Here is a 20,767-nt window from a genome sequence, read left to right on the forward strand (position 1 = left end):
CGGGAGCGGTCAGGCCGTGCGGCCGGGATAGGCCGGCTCGGTGCTGATGCGCGTGTCGCCGGCCGGCCGCCCCACCGTGAAATTATAGAGCGACTGGAATCTCAGGCTTTCGAGGCCCAGCAGCCGGTGCAGATCGTCGTCGAAATAGCAGCCGATGCCGGTGCCGCGGAATCCCGCGGCCTCCGCCTCCAGATACAGGACCTGCCCGAGAAGCCCCGCCTCCCAATGCAGCTGGCGATAGCGCCAGGCATCATGCGCGACGGTGTCCTCGAACTCGCTCAGCAGCGTCAGTGCAAAGCTCGAATCGCTGGCGATGGCCTGATGGCAGCTCACGGTGCGGGCGATAGCGCGGCAGTCGGTCTCCACCAGCGTGTAGAGCGGCAGATGCTCCGGGCACCCCTCCGGCGTCGTCCACTGGAAATCGCTGCGCAGGGCCGCACGCAGGGGCTCCACCACGCCGGAGCGGCGCGGCAGGGCATAGAGCCCGGGGACGAGCCCCTCCACCCGGTGCACGAACAGCAGCGGATGCACCCGCGGCGCATAGGTCCAGGCGTCGAAGGGCGCGGCGGGTCGCGCCAGAAGGGCGTCGAGGAGGCCGAAGAACACCGTCTTCGGCATCGTCCCGTCTTTCGCCAGGAAACGCTGGGCGCTGCGCCGGCCGAGGATGACCGCGGAGGCCGGTGCTTCCCCCGCCACATCCCGCGCGGGCAGGTCCGGCGCGACCTCCGGCGCATCCGCCTCCACCGCCTCACCGCCATGGGTCGCGGCGCTCACCTGGTCGATCACCGGCCAGCGGTAAAGGGGATGGCGGTCGAGCACATTGGCGCGGCCGGCCCAGCGCGCGGCCTCCGGCGTCGCCGGCGGCGCCAGCGGGGACTGGGCGATGGCGATGAGGATGTCGGGATCCTCACGTTCCGCCCCGGCGAAATCGGACGCGCGGTCCGCTCCGGTCAGCCGGGCGATCTCGGCGCTGCCGACGCCCTCCACCATGCGCGCCGTCCAGCCGAGGCAGGCGGCAGCATAGCGTACGGCGGCCAGCGCATGGCCGAGGTCCAGCTGGCAATAGCGGAAGGCCCGCTCGCCATATTTCCATGCCTCGCGCCAATGGATCGAGGTGAGGGCCAGCCACACGCCGGCGGGCCCCTCCGCGGCAGGGCCGAACTGCTGCTCATAGGCAAAGCCCGACGCCCCGGCCACCGCGACCGAGGCCCGGGGCGGCGGCGAGCGGCGCTGCTCCAGCACGTGGTCGCGGCTCACATAATGGTGGACGCCATCCGGCAGACCCGCGACGCCCTGCGCCACCACATAAGCCTCGGTGGGGTGAAGATTGCCGCTGGAGGGATTGCAGCGCAGCGCCCAGCGGTCGGGCCCGAACTGCTTCCAGGCCGCCAACCCGAAGGACAGCTCCAGCAGCAGCGCCACGCCCGCGAGGTCCAGCGCCGCCGGCGACACGGAACCGGGCGTGACCATGTCGCGATAGCTGACGCCCAATTGCTCCGCCGCCAGCGGCAGCGACAGGCGCGGCGCACCTTCGAACGTGCGGAAGGGATTGGGCTGCAGGTCCCAATCCAGGGTCTCCGGTCCGGCGGCATAGGCCTTCAGGCTGTGTTTCGTCCGGGCATGATAGGCGAGCGCCACATCGGCGGAACGCGCGGGGGGCAGCGGCGCGTTCATGGTTCAGGACGCCTTCCGTTCGGCAGGCGCCGGGCAGGGATTCGGCTCGTTGGGATGCGAGCAGCCCTCGAGCGGCCGCGCGCCGGGCGCGGCCGGCCCGAGCAGGGAGAGCACCGGCTCCCGATCGAAGCCCGCGCAGCGCGCGCCCTCCACCTCCACCAGCGGGCGGCGGATGAGCAGCGGCTCGGCGAGCATCATGGCGATCGCGTCCTTGGCGTCGACGGAGGCGGGATCCACCGCGCCGGACTTCACCCTCGGCGCGGCGGGGTTGAACCAGGTCGCCACCGGCGTGTCGCCGAAGAAGCCCATGAGCCGCTCGGCCGTCCAGGGCTCGGCGAGCAGGCTCTTCACCACCAGCGCATGGCCGGCATTGGCGAGGGCGAGCTTCTGCCGGGCGTTGGTGCCGCAGCCGGGCTTCTCGTAGAAAGTGACGGTCGCCACGGCCGGATTACTTCAGGACCGAGAGCTGCACGAGCGGCGCGGCGCCGCCGCGGCCGAGCACGGTATCCACCTTCTTGCGCACGCCCTCAAGGGTCAGGGGCTTGACCACCGCGCCGTGGGCGCCGGCCTTCATCCCGCTCACCGCCACCGCCTCGTCCTCCTTGCCGGTGACGATGAGGATGCGCACGTTCGGGAACTTCTCCTTCATCTCGGCGATCAGCCCGTCGCCATGGGTCTTGAGCAGGGACACGCCAAGCAGGATCACGTGCGGCATCAGCCAGCCGGTTCCCTTCTCGTAGGCCTCCTCGGGGGTGGCGAGCTCGTGGGTCTCGATCTCGTCGTGCAGCATGAACTGGAGCGCCGCGCGCGTGATCTCATCCTCATCCACCACGAAGACGCGCCGCTGGTCCACCGCCTTGGAAGTCTCAACGCCGATCTGCATCTTAACCCTCGCTCGTCTTCCCCTCGCGGGGCGTTCACCCGTTCGCTCGCCCGCCCGTTCGCTCGCCCGCATGGGACCATGCGGGCCGGGCGCGCAAAGAACGCGTCAAGCAAGTTCCGTTCCTGCGGCATCCGACCGCCATTCTGGTCCCGCCGCGCGGCATTGTTCACCCTGTGTTTCAACGCCCGCGCACGCGCGAACGCATCCGGACGCCGGCGCCCGTCCGCATGCGCGCGACGGTTTTCAGACACGCGTCCGCCTGCATGCGCCCGCGTTGTTTCGATTCCGACACAGCAAAGGCCGGCTGTCATGTTCGACACAGCCAGGCCTCACCCCGCCCAGCCGCCCGGATTTTGATGCAAATCAAAGATTTGCGGGTCATCGGGGCGAATGGCACGCTGGTTGCTCCTCCTGCTGCGCAACAGCGAGTGAGGGCTGAGTGCACGCCTAGGCCGATCTGCCAGCGATGCGCTCCTTCCCGTAACCCGCGGGGCGTTTCCGACCGATATTGCTGACGAGAGAAACGGCCTCGCGCCAATCGCGCGGTGGTCTTCTGAATAGGTTCGAAGGAGAGCAAGATGTCGCTGCGACAGATCGCGTTTTACGGCAAGGGTGGCATTGGCAAGTCCACCACGTCCCAGAACACCCTGGCTGCGCTTGCGCAGATGGGCCACAAGATCCTCATCGTGGGCTGCGACCCGAAGGCGGATTCGACTCGCCTGATCCTGCACGCGAAGGCCCAGGACACCATCCTCTCGCTGGCCGCGAACGCCGGCTCGGTTGAGGACCTGGAGCTCGAGGACGTGATGAAGGTGGGCTTCGAGGACATCCGCTGCGTGGAGTCCGGCGGTCCGGAGCCGGGCGTGGGCTGCGCCGGCCGCGGCGTGATCACCTCGATCAACTTCCTTGAGGAGAACGGCGCGTACGAGGACATCGACTACGTGTCCTACGACGTTCTGGGCGACGTGGTGTGCGGCGGCTTCGCCATGCCGATCCGCGAGAACAAGGCCCAGGAGATCTACATCGTCATGTCGGGCGAGATGATGGCCATGTATGCGGCCAACAACATCTCCAAGGGCATCCTGAAGTATGCGAACTCCGGCGGCGTGCGCCTGGGTGGGCTGGTGTGCAACGAGCGCCAGACCGACAAGGAGCTCGAGCTGGCGGAGGCCCTGGCGGCCAAGCTCGGCACGCAGCTGATCTACTTCGTGCCGCGCGACAACATCGTGCAGCACGCCGAGTTGCGCCGCATGACGGTGGTCGAGTATGCCCCGGATTCCGGGCAGGCCCAGCACTACCGGAACCTTGCCAACAAGGTTCACAACAACGCGGGCAACGGCATCATCCCGACCCCGATCACCATGGACGAGCTCGAAGACATGCTCATGGAGCACGGCATCATGAAGGCCGTCGACGAGAGCCAGGTCGGCAAGACCGCCTCCGAGCTCACCGCCTGAGCCTCAGACTGACGCAATCCCGGCGGGCCGCACCCCGGCCCGCCGGCCCAAGACGCCCGGCCACGCGGATCTTCCGCGCATATTTCAGACGGCTGCGGCGTGACCTTTTCGATACGCCTTTTCAATCGACGTACCGTCGAGACTTCTCAAGCGTCACGGTCCCTCGCCGCAAGGCGGGGGACCATTGCTGAGAGGCCCCCGCTGCCGCGGCACCCCTTTCGACATTCTCCCCGATCCGGATCGCGCCGACCTTCCGCCGGCCTTGGCTTCTCTTCATATCCATGGACGGGCGACGTCGCGCTTGCGACGTTCTTCTTGTCGGAAGGCGCGCCTCAGCGACAAACACATGGCCACGTCTTGGCCATAACCGACATTCGCGCAGATGCGACGCAATCGCAGCCCTCGACCTGTCGCCTTCCTGACAAGAACGCGGCTGGCCCGCCGCGAGCCCCCGCCAGCCCCCTTGGCGCAGATCCGACAAAAATTTGCAATCGACTGATTTCAAATATCTTTCAGCCCCGCGCCCGGCTTGGTACGCGCTTTGCTAGTCAAGTTCGCAGGAGCCCCGTTGAATGGCTCGGAGCGAATTCATGCATATCGTCGTCTGCATCAAACAGGTCCCGGATTCGGCGCAGATCCGCGTCCATCCCGTCACGAACACGATCATGCGGCAGGGCGTGCCGACGATCATCAATCCCTATGACCTGTTCGCCCTCGAAGAGGCGATGCGCCTGCGCGACAAGTTCGGCGGCGAAGTCACCGTGCTGTGCATGGGGCCGCCCTCCGCCGAGGACAGCCTGCGCAAGGCGCTCACCTTCGGCGCCGATCGTGCGGTGCTGCTGACCGACCGCTTCTTTGCCGGTTCCGACACGCTCGCCACGTCCTTTGCTCTGGCCACCGCCATCAAGAAGGTCGCCGACACCTGGGGCCAGCCGGACATTGTCTTCACCGGCAAGCAGACCATCGACGGCGACACCGCCCAGGTCGGCCCCGGCATCGCCAAGCGCCTCGGCCTGCTGCAGATCACCTATGTGGCGAAGATCGCCGAGTTTGATCAGGAAGGCCGCAGCATCACCCTGGAGCGCCGCGCCGAAGGCGGGACCCAGGTGCTGAAGACCCAGCTGCCGTGCCTCATCGCCATGCTTGAGGGCACCAACGAGATCCGCCGCGGCACCATGATGGATGCCCTGCGCGCCGCCCGCGTCGAGGTGGTGAAGTGGAGCGCCAAGGACGCCGGCGTGGAAGACCTCAGCAAGTGCGGCCTCAAGGGCTCGCCCACCATCGTGAAGCGCGTGTTCGCGCCGAGCGCCAGGGCCGAGAAGGCCAAGTTCGTCGAGGCCCCCGAGGGCGGAAACCTCGCCGAGGCGCTGATCGCCGAGGTGTTCACCCGCCAGCCCGCCCTCGAAGCCGACCTGACCGCGCTCGCGCGCGGCTTCTGACGGCCCCGCGGAACCCAGGAACAGAGAGCCGACCATCATGAGCGAGCCGAAGACACCCCCAGCACCCGCCGCCGGTGGACGCGCGTCCACCAAGAAGGAGCTGCCTGAACACTTCAAGGCGTACAAGCACGTCTGGGTGTTCATCGAGCAGGAGCGCGGCCAGGTCCATCCGGTCTCCTGGGAGCTGATGGGCGAAGGGCGCAAGCTCGCCGACAAGCTGAAGGTGGAGCTCGCCGCCGTGGTGCTCGGCGCCGAGGGGGAGACGGTGCGTGACGCGGTGGCGGAAGCCTTCTGCTACGGCGCCGACCTCGCCTATGTGGTGGCCGACCCGGTGCTGACCGACTATCGCAACGAGTCCTATACCTCGGCGATGACGGATCTGGTGAACACCTACAAGCCGGAGATCCTGCTGCTGGGGGCGACCACCCTCGGCCGCGACCTCGCCGGCTCCGTGGCCACGACCCTGCTCACCGGCCTCACCGCGGATTCCACCGAGCTGGACGTGGACGCGGACGGCTCGCTCGCCGCCACCCGGCCCACCTTCGGCGGCTCCCTGCTCTGCACCATCTACACGCTGAACTACCGCCCCCAGATGGCCACCGTCCGTCCGCGCGTGATGTCCATGCCGCTGCGGGTGGAGAAGCCCATCGGCCGCGTGGTGGAGCACAAGCTCGGCGTCGTGGAGGCGGACATCGTCACCAAGATCCTGAACTTCATCCCGGACCGCGATTCCAACAAGGCCAACCTCGCCTACGCCGACGTGGTCGTGGCGGGCGGCATCGGCCTCGGATCGCCGGAAAACTTCCAGCTGGTGAAGAATCTCGCCAAGGCCATGGGCGCCGAGTTCGGTTGCTCGCGGCCGCTGGTGCAGAAGGGCTGGGTGAGCTCCGACCGGCAGATCGGCCAGACCGGCAAAACCATCCGGCCGAAACTGTATATCGCCGCGGGCATTTCCGGCGCCATCCAGCATCGCGTGGGCGTGGAGGGCGCGGACATGATCGTCGCCATCAACACCGACAAGAACGCCCCCATCTTCGACTTTGCCCATGTGGGCATCGTGACCGACGCCATCCGCTTCCTGCCGCTGCTGACGGAAGCCTTCGACAAGCGCCTGTCCGCCCATTCCCGCGACAAGCTTGCCAGCTGAAGCCAGAGACGAGGAGAGCTCCGATGATCGACGAAAAGTTCGATGCGATTGTCGTCGGCGCCGGCATGGCCGGCAATGCGGCGGCCTACACCCTTGCGACGCGCGGCCTGAAGGTGCTTCAGCTGGAGCGCGGCGAGTATTCCGGCTCGAAGAACGTGCAGGGCGCCATTCTCTATGCCGATATGATGGAGAAGATCATTCCCGACTTCCGGGAAGACGCTCCGCTTGAACGCCACCTGATCGAGCAGCGCTTCTGGATGATGGGCGAGCACTCCCACACCGGCCTGCACTACCGGTCCGACGACTTCAACGAAGAGAAGCCGAACCGCTACACCATCATCCGCGCCCAGTTCGACAAGTGGTTCAACAAGAAGGTGCAGGAGGCCGGGGCCCTCACCGTCTGCGAGACCACGGTGACGGAGCTGGTGCAGGACGCCTACGGCAAGGTGATCGGCGTGAAGACCGATCGCGGCGGCGGCCAGATCCATGCGGACGTTGTCGTGCTGGCGGAAGGCGTCAGCGGTCTTCTCGGCACCCGCGCCGGCCTGCGCAAGATTCCCAAGCCCACCGAGGTCGCCCTCGCGGTGAAGGAAATGCACTTCATGCCGCAGGAGGTGATCGAGCAGCGCTTCAACATCAAGGGCAACGAGGGCGCGGTGATCGAGGCCGCCGGCACCATCTCCGAGGGGATGACCGGCATGGGCTTCATCTACACCAACCGGGAGTGCATCTCGCTCGGCATCGGCTGCCTGGTCTCCGACTTCCAGAAGACCGGCGAGAGCCCCTACCAGTTGCTCGAGCGGTTCAAGAAGCACCCCTCCGTCGCCCCCCTCATCGAGGGCTCCGAGGTGAAGGAATATGCCGCGCACCTCATTCCCGAGGGCGGATACAAGGCGATCCCCCAGCTGTTCGGCGACGGGTGGGTGGTGGTGGGCGACGCTGCCCAGCTCAACAATGCCATTCATCGCGAGGGCTCCAACCTCGCCATGACGTCGGGACGCATCGCCGCGGAAGCCATCTTCCAGGTGAAGTCCCGCAAGGACCCCATGACCTCGGCCAACCTCTCGCTCTACAAGAAGATGCTGGAGGAAAGCTTCGTCATGAAGGATCTGAAGAAGTACAAGGACATGCCGCAGCTTCTGCACGTCCAGTCGCAGAACTTCTTCCTCACCTATCCCCAGCTGGTCAACAAGGCCATGGAGAACTTCGTGCGCGTCGACGGCACGCCGAAGAAGGACAAGGAGAAGATGACGGTGAGGTCCTTCACCTCCGCGCGGTCGTGGGCGGGCCTGTTCGGCGACGCCTTCAAACTCGCCCGCGCCTGGCGCTGACGGCCCTTTCGTCAGGCACAGCGTTCGCAAATCGCGGCGGATCGAGGTCCGCCGCCGCCAACCTTACGGGAGTCACCCCATGGCCGAAGCCGTTCGCGTCGAGGACAAGCTCTTCCAGAACCGTTACCTGGTGGATGCTGGTCGCGCTCACATCAAGGTGCGCCCGCACACCACCCCCTCCCCGGCCCTCAAGACCCTCCTCACCGCCTGCCCGGCCCGCTGCTACGAGCTGAACGACAAGGGCCAGGTGGAGATCACCGCCGATGGCTGCGTGGAATGCGGCACCTGCCGGATCATCGGCGAGCCCTCCGGCGACATCGAGTGGAACTATCCGCGCGGCGGGTACGGCGTGCTTTTCAAGTTCGGTTGAGCAAGAAGCCTCCTGGATTACCGCCCCGCTTTGAATCCGAAGCGGGGCGGACAGCCTTTTGGCGGCACGCTGCGGCGCCACAACAGATGGCGCAGTGCAAATAAGCTCGTCGCGCCGGACGACTGGAATGGTCGCGCCTTCGCTCCTACATTGGACGCGGGAGGTGTGCTTATGTCCGCACGCATGGTTGCAGAGCCTGAAGCACCGATCGAAGCCTTGGACTGGCAGGGACGGCCCCTGCGCTGCCAGGACTGCCCGCACGAGGATATGCACGCCGAGGGGCGTTGCGACCTCGGAAAGGTGTGCGTGGCCGACCGGCGCCGAAAGCGCATCGACCGCTTCTTTTCCAACAATGCTGCGCTCGCCGCGCGCTATCTGTGCCATCCCTATTTCGAGGTGCGCGCCCTCGCCGCCAAGCACGCCAGCATCTTCCTCCTCGCCCCGCTCAAGGACGATCCGGAAGCCGATGTGCGGGTGACCGTCGCCTACCGCCTCCCCCTCGCCCGTGTGAAAGACCTGCGCTTCGATCCGGAGCCGCGGGTGCGGATCGCGGTGATGGATCGGCTGGACGGGGCCGAGATCGTCCCGTTCTTCTCCGACACGGACTACAATGTGCGCGTCGCTGCCACGCGGCGCGCCCCGCCCGATTCTCTCGTGCTCCTGATGCACGATCCGGAGCCGGACGTCCGCCGGGCCGTGGCGCGCAGGCTGCCGCAGCAGCATCTGTCCCGCATGGCTGCCGATGCCGACCCGCTCGTGCGCCTCGAGGTGGCGGGACACCTGACACCGGAAGACCTGAAGATCCTCGCCCAGGATGACGACATGCGCGTGCGCTTCGCGGTGGCGGAGCGGATCGACCCGAAATTCCTCGCCCCCCTGGCCAATGACGAGGTTGCCCCCATCGCCGAGGTGGCGCGCCAACGCCTCTCCCTGGCCTGATAGCGCTTCGACTTCATCGATCACCGAGCCGGCGGGACGCTCCCCATGCGTTCCGCCGGTTTTCTTTTGACCGCCGCCGCGAGTTCCTGCCCGCGAGCTGAAAATCATTCGCAAATATTATCTCATATCTTCCAATTTTTATTTTGCACCGCATCATTTCTCTGAAAATAACTTCAAGCGCCGAAATAAATGGCATCCATCGTGCATGGTAAAGCTGTTGATGAATGGCAGAGCGAGCGCCCCTGCCCCCTTGATCCAGCGCTCGAGAATCGAGGATGCCATGATCGAAGTCACAGCAAACAACGTGAAGTTTTCCGCTTACAGAGCGGATCCGGAAGGCCCGCCCAAGGGTGCCGTGGTGGTTCTCCAGGATGTGTTCGGCGTGACCGCGGACATTCGCAAGATCGCGGACGACTTTGCCGCCGCGGGCTATGTGGCCGTGGCCCCCGCCCTGTTCGACAAGGTGAAGTCCAATATCGAGCTCGATACATCCGCCGCCGAGGAAGGGCGCGGCATCACCACCGAGCTCGGGCGCGAGTGGCCGCTGGAAGCCATCCAGGCCACGGTGGACACGGTGAAGGACGCCGGCAAGGTGGCGCTCGTCGGCTACGCCTGGGGCGGCTACCTGGCCTATATGGCGGCCAACAAGGTGCAAGGTCTCGCCTGCGCCATCGGCTACCACGCCGATGGTCTCCTGGAGGGTGTCCGCGAGAAGCGACGGGTCCCCACCCTGATCCACTTCGCCGAGCAGGACCCTGCCATTCCGGAGGAGGAGATCATCCAGTTCCGGGCCTGGCGGCCGGATGTCTCCGCCTTCTTGTATCCGGGCGCGACCCGCGGCTTCGTCTATTCCGCCGCCCCGACCTACAATGCGGAAGCCGCCGAGAAGGCCAAGGAGCGCACGCTTTACTGGCTGTCCCAATATGTGGTGGGGCAGGGCCCGGTTCAGATGAAGAACGCTGGCGCCTATGCCCAGGCCAAGACCGAGAAGAAGGGCAAGAAGAAGCCCGAGGCCGACGACATGGGCCCGCCCGTCGACTGACACAGCTGGCCGGCGCGCATGGGCCCTTGGCCCGCGGGCCGGCCGCCTTCATTGCCGGACATCTGGTCTTTACCGCAAGTCTCGCCGCTCCCGGCTCCCTTGGCCCGGGGGCGAGCGCTACGGATTTGTAGCTGGATTGATGCCCCCGACTGGTTCAATCTGATAAATACTTCATCGGATCCGGTTCAGCGGGAGAACGCCATGAGCGTGATCGAGCATGACTTCGGCGCGGGCACGCGGAAGAAGGAGCGCAGGTTCCGCAAGCTGCTGAGCCTGGATGCCCTGCACGAACAGAATGTCCGCGCCAATCCGCTGCCTTATCTCGAACGGGCGAGCGAACGGATCTTCCAGCTTGAAAAGGCCATTTTCGAGGCCGCCCTCGCTGGCCGGCCGCCCGCCAGCGGGGAGCTGCAGGACGATGCGGTGACCCTCTCGAAGGCGGAACTCGACAGGCTGCTGGCCTGCCGCGCCATTGTCGACGCCACCTTTGCCCAGATTCAGGCACGAGACGACGAGACCGACTGAATCGGCAGCGGGACGGGCGGAGGGCGGAACCGCGCTTCGATCCCGCCCGCGCCTCACTGCAGGCGCTTCGCGCTCAATTGTGGACGGACGCGGGCGGCATCCATTGATAGAGATCGCCCCACCCGCTGGCCGCCTTCACCTCATGGGTGAAGCCGAGTTCGCCGAGGGCTGTCGCGAACCCCAGTTGCTCCCCGCTCTTCACGCTGGCGAGGAGAGGAACCTTTCTGTCCTGCAGTTCGCCAAGCAGCGCCGGCAGAACCTTTTCCTCCTTCGCCTCGGGCGAGACGGCGGCATAGGCGACGTGGATCGTCTCGCCGTTGCGAAAGCACCATTCGAAATCGTCACGACGCGCCAGCAGCGCGCCGACGATGCCCTTCTCATTGTCCACCAGCAAAGGGGACAGGCCGGAGGTGCAGCAGGCCATGAGCTCGGAGAGAATGCCCTCCTGCTCGCGCTCGTCATCCATCTTGAAGGGGATTTCCGCGGACACCTGGCGGATGAGGCCCCAGATGCCCTGCACATCGTCCAGCGATGCCATGCGACGGGTCAATTCAGACATAACATCAACTCCATTGAATGAAAAAAATATCTTGCGCACTCTAAATGATCGTCCAGAATTTTCAATATTCGTACTCGCTTTTCGCGACTTCACTTGAATGTCGCGAAGCATACGAACGACCTGCTACGCCTGTCGCGGGACCGACACTGTCGCCAGACGAACAGGGACGGTCGCCCGGCCGCGTCTGGCAAGAACCTTGCTCGTCTGCAGTGAGCGGGGGGCCGCGGCGCCTTCCGCCAAACCTGCTGGAGCAAGTGATGTCGGATACACAAGGGTTCTTCATCGACTGGGATGGAAACGCACGGAGCGTTTCGGATCCCGGCGGCGGCTACCTGTGCGAGACGGACCGGGTCGCGAAATACGTGGCTGTGACCACCAAGACCGGCACCCTGGTCCACGAGGGCACGTTCTACAAGACCATGGACGACATCGCGAAGGCCGGCATCAAGGCGGGCTTCGTGCCGGGCTCCCATCCCTGGGGCTCCAAGGAAGACGGCTTCTGATGGGGATGGCGGGCATCGACCGGCCCGCATTCCGCGGCCGCGGCTGCCACCCGGCAGCCCGGCTCGCGCATACTCAAAGACACACGGCACCTACATAGGAGATCGGCGATGCTCCCGACGACGATTCTCATCGACGAGGCCCCCCGCTGCGTCGTGCGCCCCAACGACACGAAGGCCCTCAACCGCTTCCTGCGCAACGCGAAGGATTATCTGCTGGCCGAGAAGCCGGAGGGCAAGATCAGCCACCGCAACGCCTCCGACGAGGAAATGGCCAAGTGGCGCAGCGCCCTTGCCCTGCACCAGGCCTGGGGCGGATCGGACGAGGATTTCTTCGGCGTGCCCCTGTTCTAGCCGAACGCAGGTAGCTCCCCATATATCTCCCGAGACGGCTCCTCCGCGCCCGGCGGCCGAGCCGCGGCCCTCAGGGACGCGCGGCGTGACCCACCGTGTCGTGGGGATTGCCGGCGGTGTTCCGCATCCAGTCAGCGAGCTTCGCCATGGCGGCGAAGACCTCCTCCCGCGCCTGCGCGTCGGCCACCGTCTCGTCGAGCGCCCAGCGCATGCAAAGCAGCCAGGCGTCCCGCTCTCCATTGCCGATGGCAAAGCCCATGTGGCGCTGGCGCAGGCGCGGATGGCCGCGCTCCACGGAATAGAGCTTCGGCCCACCGGTCCACTCGGTCAGGTACCGCTTCAGCACATTCTTGGTGCTGGTCAGGTCGTCCGCATGCATCACGCGGATGCCCTCGGCCTGCGGCAGGGTATCCATCCGGGCATAGAAGGCCTCCACCAGCCGGTCGATGACGACCGCGCCGCCCAGGCGCTCGAACATGGTTACCGTCTCGACGACTTCGGACATCTTCCACCTCGCGGGCTGATCCGGGACACAGGCCGTTCCGGAGGGCGGTGTTAGCGCTTTGCGCCGGGAAAGCCATCCGGACGAATACTGAACGGTGGCCTGCCTACTCTTCCATGTTCGGCAGCAGGATCACCTCCGCCGGAGCGCCGGCTCCCTGCGCCTCCACGAAATCCAGCGCGGAGACCAGCGAAAGACCACCATCGGCCTCCATCAGCACCACCGCCTCCGCCGGCATCCTGCCGAGCGCCTCGATCAGCTGCGCGACCGTCATCGGCCTCTTCTCCTCATGGGCGGCGTCCCGTCGTTCGCTCAGGCGGTGGCCAGCGGCGCACCGGCCTCGTCGAAGGCGACCACCACGGTATCCTCGTCCACCATGGACACCTCTGCGCGTCGCAAGGCACCGTTGGCGTGATACGCGTAGCGGTGCGCCAGCTCCACCTCGCCATAGACCATCTTGTCGAAGCCCGTCAGCTGGCCCGCCCCATCGAAATAGGCGCGGATGAAGGTGTTCCGGTGGTTCAGCTGCTCCGCCGGAATGGCCTCCACCAGCCGGAACGGCATCTTGACCCCCGTGTAGGTCACGAAGAAGCGGCAGTCCGCTTCGTCGCCATCCGAGATCGCTTCACCCGTCATGCACCGCCTGCCATGGAAAAATGCCGTTGCCGCTCCGAAAGACCATGCCGTTCAATCGGGGGAGATCATGATCTCCATGGTGTCGTCGAGATCATCATAATAGGGAAACGGGCGCTCCTCTTCCTCCACCAGCGCGACCCCGCACAGGCACACGTCGTCGCCGACCACGGCGAGGGCGATGGGCTCGAGGCTCTTGCCCTCGCAGGGCCCGTCCACACACGAGCCGCTCTCGATGTCGAACAGGGCGCCATGCCGGCCGCAACGCAGACGCGTTCCGTCCTTGTTGAAGAACTCGCCGCCGCCGATGTTGAGCCACGTCCCCTGGTGCGGGCACGCATTCACATAGCCCACGAAATCCCGAGCCCCCGTGCGCACCACGACGATGCGGAAGGGCCGCGCCCCGCCGTCCTCGGTGATGCGGGAAAGATCGAACGCCTTCGCCTCGCCGGGATCGAGGAAGTCAGTTTCGCAGATCGCATATACTTCGATTTCTTCGGCAGACATCCCGCTTCAGCTCCTCGCCCGGCCCTCCCGAAAAGCGCCGGCTCTGTCGCAAATGGTACAGACCTGTCGGATGCGCCGGCGGTGACCGACGAAACGAACCGAACTGCCCCGATATTTGCATGAAGCATGCCGAGCGGCCGCCTCCCGCCGGCACAGGGCCGGCGCATCGCCGGCCTGCCGCGCCGCAGCCGGACAGACACCATGCCCGCACTGAAGCTCTACATGACGCCCGGTTCCTGCTCGACCGGCATCCACATCATCCTCGAGGAGCTGGAGGAGGCCTTCGAGGCCCATATCGTGAACCTACCGGCGGGCGAGCATTTCAAGCCGGAGTATGTGGCGGTCAATCCCAAATCCACCATTCCCGCGCTGGTGCGGCCGGACGGCACCGCCCTGACGGAGGTGGTCTCCATCGCCTACTGGCTCGCCCGCACCCTCGGCCGCGGCCGGCTCTGGCCCGCGGAGGCGGAGCAGGAAGCCCGCGCCCTGGAGACCATGGTCTATGTGGTCTCGACCGTTCACGGGCAGGGCTTCGCCCGCATCTTCGCGACGGCGAGCTTCGCCGCCAGCGCCGCGGACCGCGCAAGGGTCGATGCACTCGGGCGGGATATCATCAACCAGGGCTTCTCGATCCTCGATCGTCAGCTTGCCGGCCGGGACTATGTGGCGGGGACCTTCTCGGCCGCCGACCCCATCCTCTTCTACGTGGAGTTCTGGGCGGAGAAGACCGGAATTCCGCTCCCGGCGAACCTTGGCGCGCACTATCGTCGCATGCTGCAGCGGCCGGTGGTGCAGCGCGTGCTGCGTGAGGAAGGCTACAATCTGGCGCTGCTGGGCGTGGCGCAAAGCCGCCCCAACTGAACCCACCGTCTCCGCACGCTTCTTGCAGGGCCATTCCCGGATTTCAGGGTGCCCCTGGATGACTCGTGGAGCGATGGCATGGCCGAGATGTTCGTGGTCACCGAGGAGAACCGGGACGACCTCTCCCGCAAGGCGGGGATATTCCTCTACACGGACACGAAAATCTGGATCGAGGACGCGCAGGTGCATCGCGCCGACGGCCCCGCCATCGTCTTCCCGGACGGGGTGGAACGCTGGTACGTGCGCGGCTCGGAAATGACCCGCGCCGTGAAGGCCTTCTTCGCCGAGAACAAATGGCCGCTCACCGCGGGCCTGGACAGCGCGGAAAAGATGACCCGCTTCACTGCGCAGTTCTTCGGCTGAGCGCGGCGCCGGCCCGGGCGACCGCCTCGGGCACGATGCGCCGAAACAGAACGGCCGGCCCCATGGCCGGCCGTTCTTCTTGGCGATGCGCCGCGCCTGACCGTTCAGATAAGGCCAAGCTCCAGCTGCACCTCGTCGCTCATGCGCGATTTATCCCATGGCGGATCGAAGACAAGCTTCATCTTCACGTCCGACACGCCGGGCACGACGCACACCGCCTGCTGCACCCAGCCAAGCATTTGCCCGGCCACCGGACAGCCCGGCGCGGTCAGCGTCATGTCCATTTCCACCACGCCCTCGTCCTTGACCTCAATCCGGTAGATGAGGCCAAGATCGTAGATATTCACCGGAATTTCCGGATCGTTCACCGTCCGGAGCGCGGCGATGATGGCGTCCATGAGAACAGCCTCATCTTCCGCAAACTCGTCGAAGCTCCGCACTTCACCATGGAAGATCATCGTGGTCGGAGCGGCAATGCCGTGATCACTGGAGTGCGTCATGTGGCCCACTGCCTCCTGCCCCCTTATCGTACATCCGAATAGCAAGCAGGATGCCAACGTCAAATGGGGAGCTGTGCGATCAGTCCAATCCCTCGGCCAGCGCCGCCACCACCGGCCAGCCGACGGCCCCGGTCGGATCGAGCACCTTGAGGGCGTCCAGCTTTTCCGCCGCCTCATCCGGCCGGCTCTGGCGCAGGTGGATGAAGGCGAGGGCCTTCAGCGTGTAGAGCGCGAACCGCCCCGCCCCGTCAGGCAGAATGTCGTAGGGAACCCACTTGCGCCAGTCGGGATCCCAGCCGGCCTGGCTCGCCGCCTCCCTCAAGCCACCCTCGGCCGCAGCCTCCGCCTCGTCCAGGTTCCCCTGGTAGGTGTGGATCTTGTAAAGGCAGAAATAGACCGGCAGCTCGGTAGGCGCCGTGGCGAGGGCCTGGCGGAAGAGCGCGTCCGCCCGCTGGCGGTCCCGCCGATAGGCGATCACCCCCTGCTGCAGCAAGGCGTTCACGGTGTCGGAGACTTCGCCGAAATTGATGACATCCGTGTTGGGTAGCAGATCGATCATGGAGCGGCGCCCTTCGGTGGGGCAGGCGAAAGGCCGGGTCGGCTCCTCTCACCAGGTGGGGATGGTGGGGATGGATTGGATTTCGGCGGGCCGGGCGCTGCGGAAGGTCAGCGCCCGGCTCACCGCCTTGGCGATGACCAGAGCGCGAGCGTCGAGCCCGGTCCAGTCGGCGCCGCGGCCGCGGGGATCGATTTCCAGCAGCTTCACGCCCGCCGGCACTTCCGTCCCATCACGCACGATACCGCGGACGATGCCGTCGAACGGCGCGCAGATGGGATCGTTGCCGAGGAAGCCCAGGTGAAAATCCTTGTAGACGCGCGTGCCGATCTCAATGGCCGTGTGCCAGCGGCCCGGCAGCTGCGAATGCACGAAACGCTCTGCCGTCACCGGACCCAGGGGCCGCGCCACGCCATCGGGCGCATCGGTGGGGCCATGCTGGATGATCTGGCCTTCCTTGCCTGGGCGCGTCTCGATGGCGAGATCGCAATTGTTCCCGCCGCTGAAGCCCGGTCCGAGGCCGATGGTGAGCTTGGCCAGACGGCGCAGGTCCGGCGTCACCTGGTACTTATTCATGCGCGCATCGACCAGAAGGTCGATGGCGCCGATGACGATGAGATCCAGAAGCCCCAGGTTGGTCACCATAACCCGATTATGCGACAGACCAGCTCGGATCTCGAGCCCGGTGTCCACCCGCTCGGCGCGCACCCCGTCGACGGTCGCCGCATCCTCGAACAGGGCATCATGGAATGCCATCTTGCGCCGGATGACCGGCGGCATGGGATCATGGGAGAGGACGACGCCGTAGCCACCCCGATGCAGCTGCACGGCAACGGCCGACGCGATCTCGTTGGTGCCGAGAATCGTCGCGAATGCGGGGCGATGCCGCTCTCGGCCCTGCTGTTGGAAATCGCTCATGTTCGGTCTCGTCCTCGTCGGGGCGAACTGGGGAAAGCAAGAGCCGGGCCGATTGGAGACATCCAAAGGTAATGGGGGCTGGAACGGGAGAAACCCGTTGTTACCAGGCGGGAATAGGAAAAAGGCGCGTGCACCTGGCGGGAGACGACGCGCCAATCCGGACGTCATGTGGAGCGCAGCGAAAGGTTCGAGACGCCCGCCCGCCCATGCTGTCGTAAACGCGACAGCATGGGCACATGCGCGCGGCAGCGGTGGCCACATCGGCGAAGGTGTCCAGACCGCAGTTGGTGCCGACCTTGCATGGTGCGCCGCCGAAACGAAGGAGACACACCATGGCCATGGCTGCATCGGAGATCGAGCGCCTTCTCAAGGAGGCGCTGCCGGACTCCCAAGTGGTAATCATCGATCTCGCCGGGGATGGGGACCACTACGCCGCGCGGATCACCTCGGAAGCCTTCAAGGGCAAGAGCCGCGTGCAGCAGCATCAGATGGTCTATGCCGCGCTTCAGGGGCACATGGGCGGCACGCTCCACGCCTTGAAGCTCGAGACCCTGGTCCCGAAGTAGGCCCCGGCGTCCACCGAGGAAAACCGCTTTCATCTCGTCATTTTTCAACCGGAGTTCGTGCCATGTCCAATTCAGCCGAGCGTATCGAGGATATTATTGCTTCGAGCGATGTGGTGCTGTTCATGAAAGGGGTGCCTGCGGCTCCGCAGTGCGGCTTCTCGGCGGCGGTGGTGCAGGTTCTCGCCCAGGTGGGCGTGCCCTACCGCGCGGTTGATGTCCTGCAGGACCTGGCCATCCGCGAGGGGATCAAGGCCTATTCCAACTGGCCGACGATCCCGCAGCTCTACATCAAGGGCGAATTCGTGGGCGGCTGCGATATCGTGCGCGAGATGTTCCAGTCCGGAGAACTCACCGCAATGCTCGCCGAAAAAAGTGTGGCCGCGCCGGCCGCCTGATCCTCCCCGGGAGGACACTCCCCGCAGCGCGACGAAACAGCCAACACCAGGAGCCCGGGCCGCGTCAGCATCCCGGGCTTTTGCGTTCCATGCGCCACCCTCCACCGCTCCAGCCGCGTCCCCTCGCCCCTCATCTTGATTTCAGGAAACAATATTACGCACATACGCAAACACAACCGGCCGCCTCCCGCAATTATTCTGCAGAAGTCGGCCGGTTACGTATTTGACCGGATTGCGCCAGCTCCATCGTCCGGCTTCAATGCCGGGGGTGGTTTTCAGGCGGCCTTGGCGGTTGCGTCAGCCTTGAAGGCGTCGATATCGGCGCGGGAGAGGCGGAACACGCCGCGGCCACCGGCCAACGCCTGATAGCTGTCCGCCGCACGGTAGGAGAGGAAATCGAACCAAGCCTGCGGGTCGAGGCCCGTGGGACGTTCGCTGATCTCGACGATCGTTCCGTTGGGAGCGAACCGCGCATGAATGATAACCGTGTCCATCTTGCTCCTCCTCGTTAACCTTCGCCGCGCCGACAGATCCCCATCCTTAGGTCGCAGCGAACCATGAAATCCTTCGCGAGACGCCAATCCGTGGAGGATCGACGGCAGGCGCAACACCTCAAGCCTTCCGCCCATGGCGGGAGGCTTCCATCCGGACAATCGCTGCACAGAGGCAGGCCGGCTGCCGGATCACCAATTGATCCCTGACCTGTAATGCGCCGCCGCCGCGGCGCCCGCAGGCGCGTGCCCGGTGGCCGAGCGGTGCAGGCCCTGATCCCGAGCCAGCTCCCTCCACGCTCCGCAGACGGGAGGCGCCCCGCATGGAGGCGCCTCGCCTATACGGATCAGAGCCCGGAGAACTCGCCCAGGAGCTCCACCGTCACGTTCTCGGTGCCGAGCACCGTGACATAGGCCGCCAGCCGGGACTTGGAGCCGACGCCCACGATGGCATCGAGCTTCTCGTTTTCCTCACGGCTGGTCTTGGACAGGCCCTTGCGGCCTTCCTGAACGAAGACGTGGGAAGCGCTGCCGTCCTTGTCGCTCTTCTGCTTGTCGGCCAGGCCCGGAGCGACGGTGATGAGCGCCTCAAGGAGGTTCGTCCCTTCCGCGACCTCGATCGTCTTGTCGACGGGCAGGATCTTCAGCGTAACCGTGGACATCAAGAACTCCTGTCGTTTCTGCTTTGTGGTTGGGGTGCGATCTTGTTTGCCTTCAGTAGATGGCGGCGCCCGCCCCTACATTGATCGAGGCATCCTTCATCGTTGCAACGATGAACTCGATTTCGTCCTCACTGAGATGCGTGTGGAACGGAAGGGCGACAGCACGATCCGCCACCTTTTCCGTCACCAGGAAATCGCCCCGGCGATACCCGAGGTCGAAATAATGGCGCTGCAGGTGCAGCGGATTGCTGAAGGCGGCGGATTCGACATTCTCCACCTTCAGATCCTCGACGATGGCGTCGCGGCTCGACTTGGAGAACCGCGTGCCCAGATGCACCACGTAGAGGAACCAGTTCACCTCGGTCACGTCCGGCCCGATGAACGGATCCTTGATGCCCTCGAAAGACTGGACATACTTGAGATAGAGGTGCTCGACGGTGCGCCGCTGCTCCAGGATCTCCTCCAGGCGGCGCAGCTGGGTCAGGCCCAGGGCGGCCGTCACATCGCTCATGGCGCCCTGGTAGGGGGCGCTCATGCTCACCACCACCGACGAGCGCTCGTCGAGCTTGTGCGAGCGGAAGCGGCGCAGCGCCACCGCCACGTCGATATCGTCCGTCACCACCATGCCGCCTTCCCCGCACACGATGGGGAAAGGCTGTGAGAAATCGAACACCGACGTGTCGCCGAAGGAACCGACCAGCGCCCCCTTGTAGCGGGAGCCGATGGCCTCGGTGGAATCCTCGATGAGGGCGAGGCGATGGGCGCGGGCCAGCTCCTGAAAGGCGGTCCACGGCGCGGGATGGCCGTTGGTGTTGCCGGCGACGATGGCCCTGGTCTTCTCGGTGATCTTGGCGGCCGCCTTGTCGGGAACCAGCGTCCCGGCCCAATAGTCGATGTCGGCGAACACCGGGCGCGCGCCGGAGAGGCTGACGGCGTGCACGGTCTCGCGGAAGGAGTACGGCGAGCAGATCACCTCGTCGCCCGCCCCGATGCCGTAGGCCTTCAGGGTGTAGAGCAGCCCGAGGGTGCCGCTTGGCACCGCCACGGCATATTTGCGGCCGAGATAGGCTGCGAACTCCGCCTCGAACGCTTCCGCGGCAGGCCCGCTCGACAGGCGCGGCGCCTGCAGCGCCTCGGCCACCGCCTGCAGCTCGATGACGGTGATGTCGGGATCCGACAACAGGATGCCGGTGGCTTCGCCGCCCTCGTCCTCGGTCAGCTCGGCGTCCAGCAGGAGGTCGGTCTCGCTCATCATGCGCTCCGCCGGGCCAGGATGACGCCGGTCGCGCGGCCGGGATCGGAGGTGATGTGCGCGCAGTGGTCCGCCGTGTCGAGCAGGTGGATGTCGAACTTGGAGTAGGTGCGGAACGGATCCTCCGTCACGTCGGATGCGTCGCATTGCGTCCACGACAATGTCGGAAAGCGGCGGCGCAGCTCCCCGAAGACAGGCCCCTGCAGGTCCTCCGCGGTGAGGAGCTTCTCGATCTCGCTGAGGTCGTTTTCGCTCAAGGCCATGGCTTCAACTCTCCCCTGTCGGAGGACACACCCGTCCGCGATCCTGTCGCGTCTGGAATGGCTCCATGCAGGAACATT

Annotated in this window: 29 protein-coding genes; 14 read left to right on the forward strand and 15 right to left on the reverse strand. The window is 65.7% G+C overall.

Annotated features, from left to right (window positions below; translation table 11 throughout):
* Window positions 1–9: 9 nt before the first annotated feature.
* The 3 genes from V5F59_RS20940 to V5F59_RS20950 are packed head-to-tail and all read right to left on the reverse strand — an operon-like array spanning window position 10 to window position 2,557.
* Window positions 10–1,674, reverse strand: a complete 1,665-nt coding sequence (locus tag V5F59_RS20940; protein ID WP_509211136.1) for a nitroreductase family protein — start codon at window positions 1,672–1,674, stop codon at window positions 10–12.
* 3 nt (window positions 1,675–1,677) lie between these two features.
* Window positions 1,678–2,115, reverse strand: coding sequence for an ArsC/Spx/MgsR family protein (locus tag V5F59_RS20945; RefSeq protein WP_509211137.1), 438 nt, complete (start codon window positions 2,113–2,115; stop codon window positions 1,678–1,680).
* 7 nt (window positions 2,116–2,122) lie between these two features.
* Window positions 2,123–2,557 (reverse strand): response regulator, encoded by a 435-nt coding sequence (locus tag V5F59_RS20950; protein ID WP_509211138.1) that lies wholly within the window; start codon window positions 2,555–2,557, stop codon window positions 2,123–2,125.
* Window positions 2,558–3,135: 578 nt separating this feature from the next.
* Between V5F59_RS20950 and nifH the strand changes: the two genes are divergently transcribed.
* From nifH to V5F59_RS20990, 8 genes are all read left to right on the forward strand, one after another.
* Window positions 3,136–4,014 (forward strand): nitrogenase iron protein, encoded by an 879-nt coding sequence (nifH, locus tag V5F59_RS20955; RefSeq protein WP_393981063.1) that lies wholly within the window; start codon window positions 3,136–3,138, stop codon window positions 4,012–4,014.
* A gap of 590 nt (window positions 4,015–4,604) precedes the next feature.
* Window positions 4,605–5,453 carry an electron transfer flavoprotein subunit beta/FixA family protein gene (locus tag V5F59_RS20960; RefSeq protein WP_393981181.1) on the forward strand — a complete coding sequence of 283 codons (849 nt, stop codon included), beginning with the start codon at window positions 4,605–4,607 and terminating at the stop codon, window positions 5,451–5,453.
* A 37-nt stretch (window positions 5,454–5,490) separates the two neighbouring features.
* Window positions 5,491–6,600, forward strand: a complete 1,110-nt coding sequence (locus V5F59_RS20965; protein WP_393981065.1) for an electron transfer flavoprotein subunit alpha/FixB family protein — start codon at window positions 5,491–5,493, stop codon at window positions 6,598–6,600.
* 23 nt (window positions 6,601–6,623) lie between these two features.
* Window positions 6,624–7,931: an FAD-dependent oxidoreductase gene (locus tag V5F59_RS20970; protein ID WP_393981067.1), complete on the forward strand. Its 1,308-nt coding sequence runs from the start codon at window positions 6,624–6,626 to the stop codon at window positions 7,929–7,931.
* Between the two features lie 79 nt (window positions 7,932–8,010).
* Window positions 8,011–8,301, forward strand: coding sequence for a ferredoxin family protein (locus V5F59_RS20975; RefSeq protein WP_393981069.1), 291 nt, complete (start codon window positions 8,011–8,013; stop codon window positions 8,299–8,301).
* A 171-nt stretch (window positions 8,302–8,472) separates the two neighbouring features.
* Complete coding sequence (locus V5F59_RS20980) at window positions 8,473–9,240, forward strand: 4Fe4S-binding leucine-rich repeat protein (RefSeq protein ID WP_393981071.1); 768 nt, start codon at window positions 8,473–8,475, stop codon at window positions 9,238–9,240.
* 280 nt (window positions 9,241–9,520) lie between these two features.
* Window positions 9,521–10,282, forward strand: a complete 762-nt coding sequence (locus tag V5F59_RS20985; protein ID WP_393981073.1) for a dienelactone hydrolase family protein — start codon at window positions 9,521–9,523, stop codon at window positions 10,280–10,282.
* A 201-nt stretch (window positions 10,283–10,483) separates the two neighbouring features.
* Window positions 10,484–10,807 carry a hypothetical protein gene (locus V5F59_RS20990; protein ID WP_393981075.1) on the forward strand — a complete coding sequence of 108 codons (324 nt, stop codon included), beginning with the start codon at window positions 10,484–10,486 and terminating at the stop codon, window positions 10,805–10,807.
* A gap of 73 nt (window positions 10,808–10,880) precedes the next feature.
* Here the strand turns inward: V5F59_RS20990 and V5F59_RS20995 are convergent, their stop codons facing one another.
* Complete coding sequence (locus V5F59_RS20995) at window positions 10,881–11,366, reverse strand: hypothetical protein (RefSeq protein WP_393981077.1); 486 nt, start codon at window positions 11,364–11,366, stop codon at window positions 10,881–10,883.
* Window positions 11,367–11,623: 257 nt separating this feature from the next.
* Between V5F59_RS20995 and V5F59_RS21000 the strand changes: the two genes are divergently transcribed.
* Both V5F59_RS21000 and V5F59_RS21005 read left to right on the forward strand, forming a co-directional pair.
* Window positions 11,624–11,869: a hypothetical protein gene (locus V5F59_RS21000; RefSeq protein ID WP_393981079.1), complete on the forward strand. Its 246-nt coding sequence runs from the start codon at window positions 11,624–11,626 to the stop codon at window positions 11,867–11,869.
* Between the two features lie 108 nt (window positions 11,870–11,977).
* Window positions 11,978–12,220: a hypothetical protein gene (locus tag V5F59_RS21005; RefSeq protein WP_393981081.1), complete on the forward strand. Its 243-nt coding sequence runs from the start codon at window positions 11,978–11,980 to the stop codon at window positions 12,218–12,220.
* A gap of 70 nt (window positions 12,221–12,290) precedes the next feature.
* On the opposite strand, the gene V5F59_RS21010 is transcribed toward V5F59_RS21005, so the two are convergent.
* The 4 genes from V5F59_RS21010 to V5F59_RS21025 form a co-directional block, all read right to left on the reverse strand.
* The gene (locus V5F59_RS21010) at window positions 12,291–12,725 is read right to left on the reverse strand and encodes a group II truncated hemoglobin (protein ID WP_393981083.1); all 435 of its coding nucleotides are present in this window, start codon (window positions 12,723–12,725) and stop codon (window positions 12,291–12,293) included.
* Window positions 12,726–12,828: 103 nt separating this feature from the next.
* On the reverse strand, window positions 12,829–12,996 hold the full coding sequence (locus tag V5F59_RS21015; RefSeq protein WP_393981085.1) for a hypothetical protein: 168 nt from the start codon (window positions 12,994–12,996) through the stop codon (window positions 12,829–12,831).
* A gap of 38 nt (window positions 12,997–13,034) precedes the next feature.
* A complete protein-coding gene (locus tag V5F59_RS21020) occupies window positions 13,035–13,358 on the reverse strand; it encodes a DUF6156 family protein (RefSeq protein WP_393981087.1) in 324 nt (107 codons plus the stop codon).
* Between the two features lie 51 nt (window positions 13,359–13,409).
* Window positions 13,410–13,862: a Rieske (2Fe-2S) protein gene (locus V5F59_RS21025; protein ID WP_393981089.1), complete on the reverse strand. Its 453-nt coding sequence runs from the start codon at window positions 13,860–13,862 to the stop codon at window positions 13,410–13,412.
* A 201-nt stretch (window positions 13,863–14,063) separates the two neighbouring features.
* On the opposite strand from V5F59_RS21025, the gene V5F59_RS21030 reads away from it, so the two are divergent.
* Together V5F59_RS21030 and V5F59_RS21035 are read left to right on the forward strand one after the other, a co-directional pair.
* The gene (locus V5F59_RS21030; RefSeq protein ID WP_393981091.1) at window positions 14,064–14,723 is read left to right on the forward strand and encodes a glutathione S-transferase family protein; all 660 of its coding nucleotides are present in this window, start codon (window positions 14,064–14,066) and stop codon (window positions 14,721–14,723) included.
* 78 nt (window positions 14,724–14,801) lie between these two features.
* Window positions 14,802–15,086, forward strand: coding sequence for an aldehyde dehydrogenase (locus tag V5F59_RS21035; protein ID WP_393981093.1), 285 nt, complete (start codon window positions 14,802–14,804; stop codon window positions 15,084–15,086).
* A 104-nt stretch (window positions 15,087–15,190) separates the two neighbouring features.
* On the opposite strand, the gene V5F59_RS21040 is transcribed toward V5F59_RS21035, so the two are convergent.
* From V5F59_RS21040 to V5F59_RS21050, 3 genes are all read right to left on the reverse strand, one after another.
* Window positions 15,191–15,586 carry a DUF59 domain-containing protein gene (locus tag V5F59_RS21040; RefSeq protein WP_393981095.1) on the reverse strand — a complete coding sequence of 132 codons (396 nt, stop codon included), beginning with the start codon at window positions 15,584–15,586 and terminating at the stop codon, window positions 15,191–15,193.
* 79 nt (window positions 15,587–15,665) lie between these two features.
* Window positions 15,666–16,145, reverse strand: a complete 480-nt coding sequence (locus tag V5F59_RS21045) for a tetratricopeptide repeat protein (protein ID WP_393981097.1) — start codon at window positions 16,143–16,145, stop codon at window positions 15,666–15,668.
* A 48-nt stretch (window positions 16,146–16,193) separates the two neighbouring features.
* The gene (locus V5F59_RS21050; RefSeq protein ID WP_393981099.1) at window positions 16,194–17,060 is read right to left on the reverse strand and encodes a xanthine dehydrogenase; all 867 of its coding nucleotides are present in this window, start codon (window positions 17,058–17,060) and stop codon (window positions 16,194–16,196) included.
* 332 nt (window positions 17,061–17,392) lie between these two features.
* Here V5F59_RS21050 and V5F59_RS21055 point away from each other — a divergent pair, with 332 nt between their 5' ends.
* Together V5F59_RS21055 and grxD are read left to right on the forward strand one after the other, a co-directional pair.
* Window positions 17,393–17,626, forward strand: coding sequence for a BolA family protein (locus V5F59_RS21055; RefSeq protein ID WP_393981101.1), 234 nt, complete (start codon window positions 17,393–17,395; stop codon window positions 17,624–17,626).
* A 62-nt stretch (window positions 17,627–17,688) separates the two neighbouring features.
* On the forward strand, window positions 17,689–18,021 hold the full coding sequence (grxD, locus tag V5F59_RS21060; protein WP_393981103.1) for a Grx4 family monothiol glutaredoxin: 333 nt from the start codon (window positions 17,689–17,691) through the stop codon (window positions 18,019–18,021).
* 275 nt (window positions 18,022–18,296) lie between these two features.
* Here the strand turns inward: grxD and V5F59_RS21065 are convergent, their stop codons facing one another.
* From V5F59_RS21065 to V5F59_RS21080, 4 genes are all read right to left on the reverse strand, one after another.
* Complete coding sequence (locus tag V5F59_RS21065; protein ID WP_393981105.1) at window positions 18,297–18,515, reverse strand: hypothetical protein; 219 nt, start codon at window positions 18,513–18,515, stop codon at window positions 18,297–18,299.
* A 344-nt stretch (window positions 18,516–18,859) separates the two neighbouring features.
* Window positions 18,860–19,174 (reverse strand): ferredoxin, encoded by a 315-nt coding sequence (locus V5F59_RS21070; protein WP_393981107.1) that lies wholly within the window; start codon window positions 19,172–19,174, stop codon window positions 18,860–18,862.
* A 52-nt stretch (window positions 19,175–19,226) separates the two neighbouring features.
* On the reverse strand, window positions 19,227–20,426 hold the full coding sequence (locus V5F59_RS21075) for a DegT/DnrJ/EryC1/StrS family aminotransferase (protein ID WP_393981109.1): 1,200 nt from the start codon (window positions 20,424–20,426) through the stop codon (window positions 19,227–19,229).
* Window positions 20,426–20,689 carry a DUF6129 family protein gene (locus tag V5F59_RS21080; protein ID WP_393981111.1) on the reverse strand — a complete coding sequence of 88 codons (264 nt, stop codon included), beginning with the start codon at window positions 20,687–20,689 and terminating at the stop codon, window positions 20,426–20,428. The genes V5F59_RS21075 and V5F59_RS21080 overlap by 1 nt, the downstream gene beginning before the upstream one ends.
* Window positions 20,690–20,767 lie beyond the last annotated feature (78 nt).

It is taken from the genome of Xanthobacter nonsaccharivorans, from assembly GCF_043194755.2.
GTDB lineage: Bacteria > Pseudomonadota > Alphaproteobacteria > Rhizobiales > Xanthobacteraceae > Xanthobacter > Xanthobacter autotrophicus_G.

Bases quoted from the DNA above. Each gene is read 5' to 3' on its own strand.
- V5F59_RS21010 (WP_393981083.1), bottom strand. From the start codon at position 12,725: ATGTCCGAAGTCGTCGAGACGGTAACCATGTTCGAGCGCCTGGGCGGC.
- V5F59_RS20960 (WP_393981181.1), top strand. From the start codon at position 4,605: ATGCATATCGTCGTCTGCATCAAACAGGTCCCGGATTCGGCGCAGATC.
- V5F59_RS20940 (WP_509211136.1), bottom strand. From the start codon at position 1,674: ATGAACGCGCCGCTGCCCCCCGCGCGTTCCGCCGATGTGGCGCTCGCC.
- V5F59_RS20950 (WP_509211138.1), bottom strand. From the start codon at position 2,557: ATGCAGATCGGCGTTGAGACTTCCAAGGCGGTGGACCAGCGGCGCGTC.
- V5F59_RS21035 (WP_393981093.1), top strand. From the start codon at position 14,802: ATGGCCGAGATGTTCGTGGTCACCGAGGAGAACCGGGACGACCTCTCC.
- V5F59_RS21005 (WP_393981081.1), top strand. From the start codon at position 11,978: ATGCTCCCGACGACGATTCTCATCGACGAGGCCCCCCGCTGCGTCGTG.
- grxD (WP_393981103.1), top strand. From the start codon at position 17,689: ATGTCCAATTCAGCCGAGCGTATCGAGGATATTATTGCTTCGAGCGAT.
- V5F59_RS20980 (WP_393981071.1), top strand. From the start codon at position 8,473: ATGTCCGCACGCATGGTTGCAGAGCCTGAAGCACCGATCGAAGCCTTG.
- V5F59_RS21020 (WP_393981087.1), bottom strand. From the start codon at position 13,358: ATGACGGGTGAAGCGATCTCGGATGGCGACGAAGCGGACTGCCGCTTC.
- V5F59_RS21050 (WP_393981099.1), bottom strand. From the start codon at position 17,060: ATGAGCGATTTCCAACAGCAGGGCCGAGAGCGGCATCGCCCCGCATTC.
- V5F59_RS20990 (WP_393981075.1), top strand. From the start codon at position 10,484: ATGAGCGTGATCGAGCATGACTTCGGCGCGGGCACGCGGAAGAAGGAG.
- V5F59_RS20965 (WP_393981065.1), top strand. From the start codon at position 5,491: ATGAGCGAGCCGAAGACACCCCCAGCACCCGCCGCCGGTGGACGCGCG.
- V5F59_RS21000 (WP_393981079.1), top strand. From the start codon at position 11,624: ATGTCGGATACACAAGGGTTCTTCATCGACTGGGATGGAAACGCACGG.
- V5F59_RS21065 (WP_393981105.1), bottom strand. From the start codon at position 18,515: ATGGACACGGTTATCATTCATGCGCGGTTCGCTCCCAACGGAACGATC.
- V5F59_RS21025 (WP_393981089.1), bottom strand. From the start codon at position 13,862: ATGTCTGCCGAAGAAATCGAAGTATATGCGATCTGCGAAACTGACTTC.
- V5F59_RS20970 (WP_393981067.1), top strand. From the start codon at position 6,624: ATGATCGACGAAAAGTTCGATGCGATTGTCGTCGGCGCCGGCATGGCC.
- nifH (WP_393981063.1), top strand. From the start codon at position 3,136: ATGTCGCTGCGACAGATCGCGTTTTACGGCAAGGGTGGCATTGGCAAG.
- V5F59_RS20995 (WP_393981077.1), bottom strand. From the start codon at position 11,366: ATGTCTGAATTGACCCGTCGCATGGCATCGCTGGACGATGTGCAGGGC.
- V5F59_RS21030 (WP_393981091.1), top strand. From the start codon at position 14,064: ATGCCCGCACTGAAGCTCTACATGACGCCCGGTTCCTGCTCGACCGGC.
- V5F59_RS20985 (WP_393981073.1), top strand. From the start codon at position 9,521: ATGATCGAAGTCACAGCAAACAACGTGAAGTTTTCCGCTTACAGAGCG.
- V5F59_RS21070 (WP_393981107.1), bottom strand. From the start codon at position 19,174: ATGTCCACGGTTACGCTGAAGATCCTGCCCGTCGACAAGACGATCGAG.
- V5F59_RS21055 (WP_393981101.1), top strand. From the start codon at position 17,393: ATGGCCATGGCTGCATCGGAGATCGAGCGCCTTCTCAAGGAGGCGCTG.
- V5F59_RS21075 (WP_393981109.1), bottom strand. From the start codon at position 20,426: ATGAGCGAGACCGACCTCCTGCTGGACGCCGAGCTGACCGAGGACGAG.
- V5F59_RS20975 (WP_393981069.1), top strand. From the start codon at position 8,011: ATGGCCGAAGCCGTTCGCGTCGAGGACAAGCTCTTCCAGAACCGTTAC.
- V5F59_RS21080 (WP_393981111.1), bottom strand. From the start codon at position 20,689: ATGGCCTTGAGCGAAAACGACCTCAGCGAGATCGAGAAGCTCCTCACC.
- V5F59_RS21040 (WP_393981095.1), bottom strand. From the start codon at position 15,586: ATGACGCACTCCAGTGATCACGGCATTGCCGCTCCGACCACGATGATC.
- V5F59_RS21015 (WP_393981085.1), bottom strand. From the start codon at position 12,996: ATGACGGTCGCGCAGCTGATCGAGGCGCTCGGCAGGATGCCGGCGGAG.
- V5F59_RS21045 (WP_393981097.1), bottom strand. From the start codon at position 16,145: ATGATCGATCTGCTACCCAACACGGATGTCATCAATTTCGGCGAAGTC.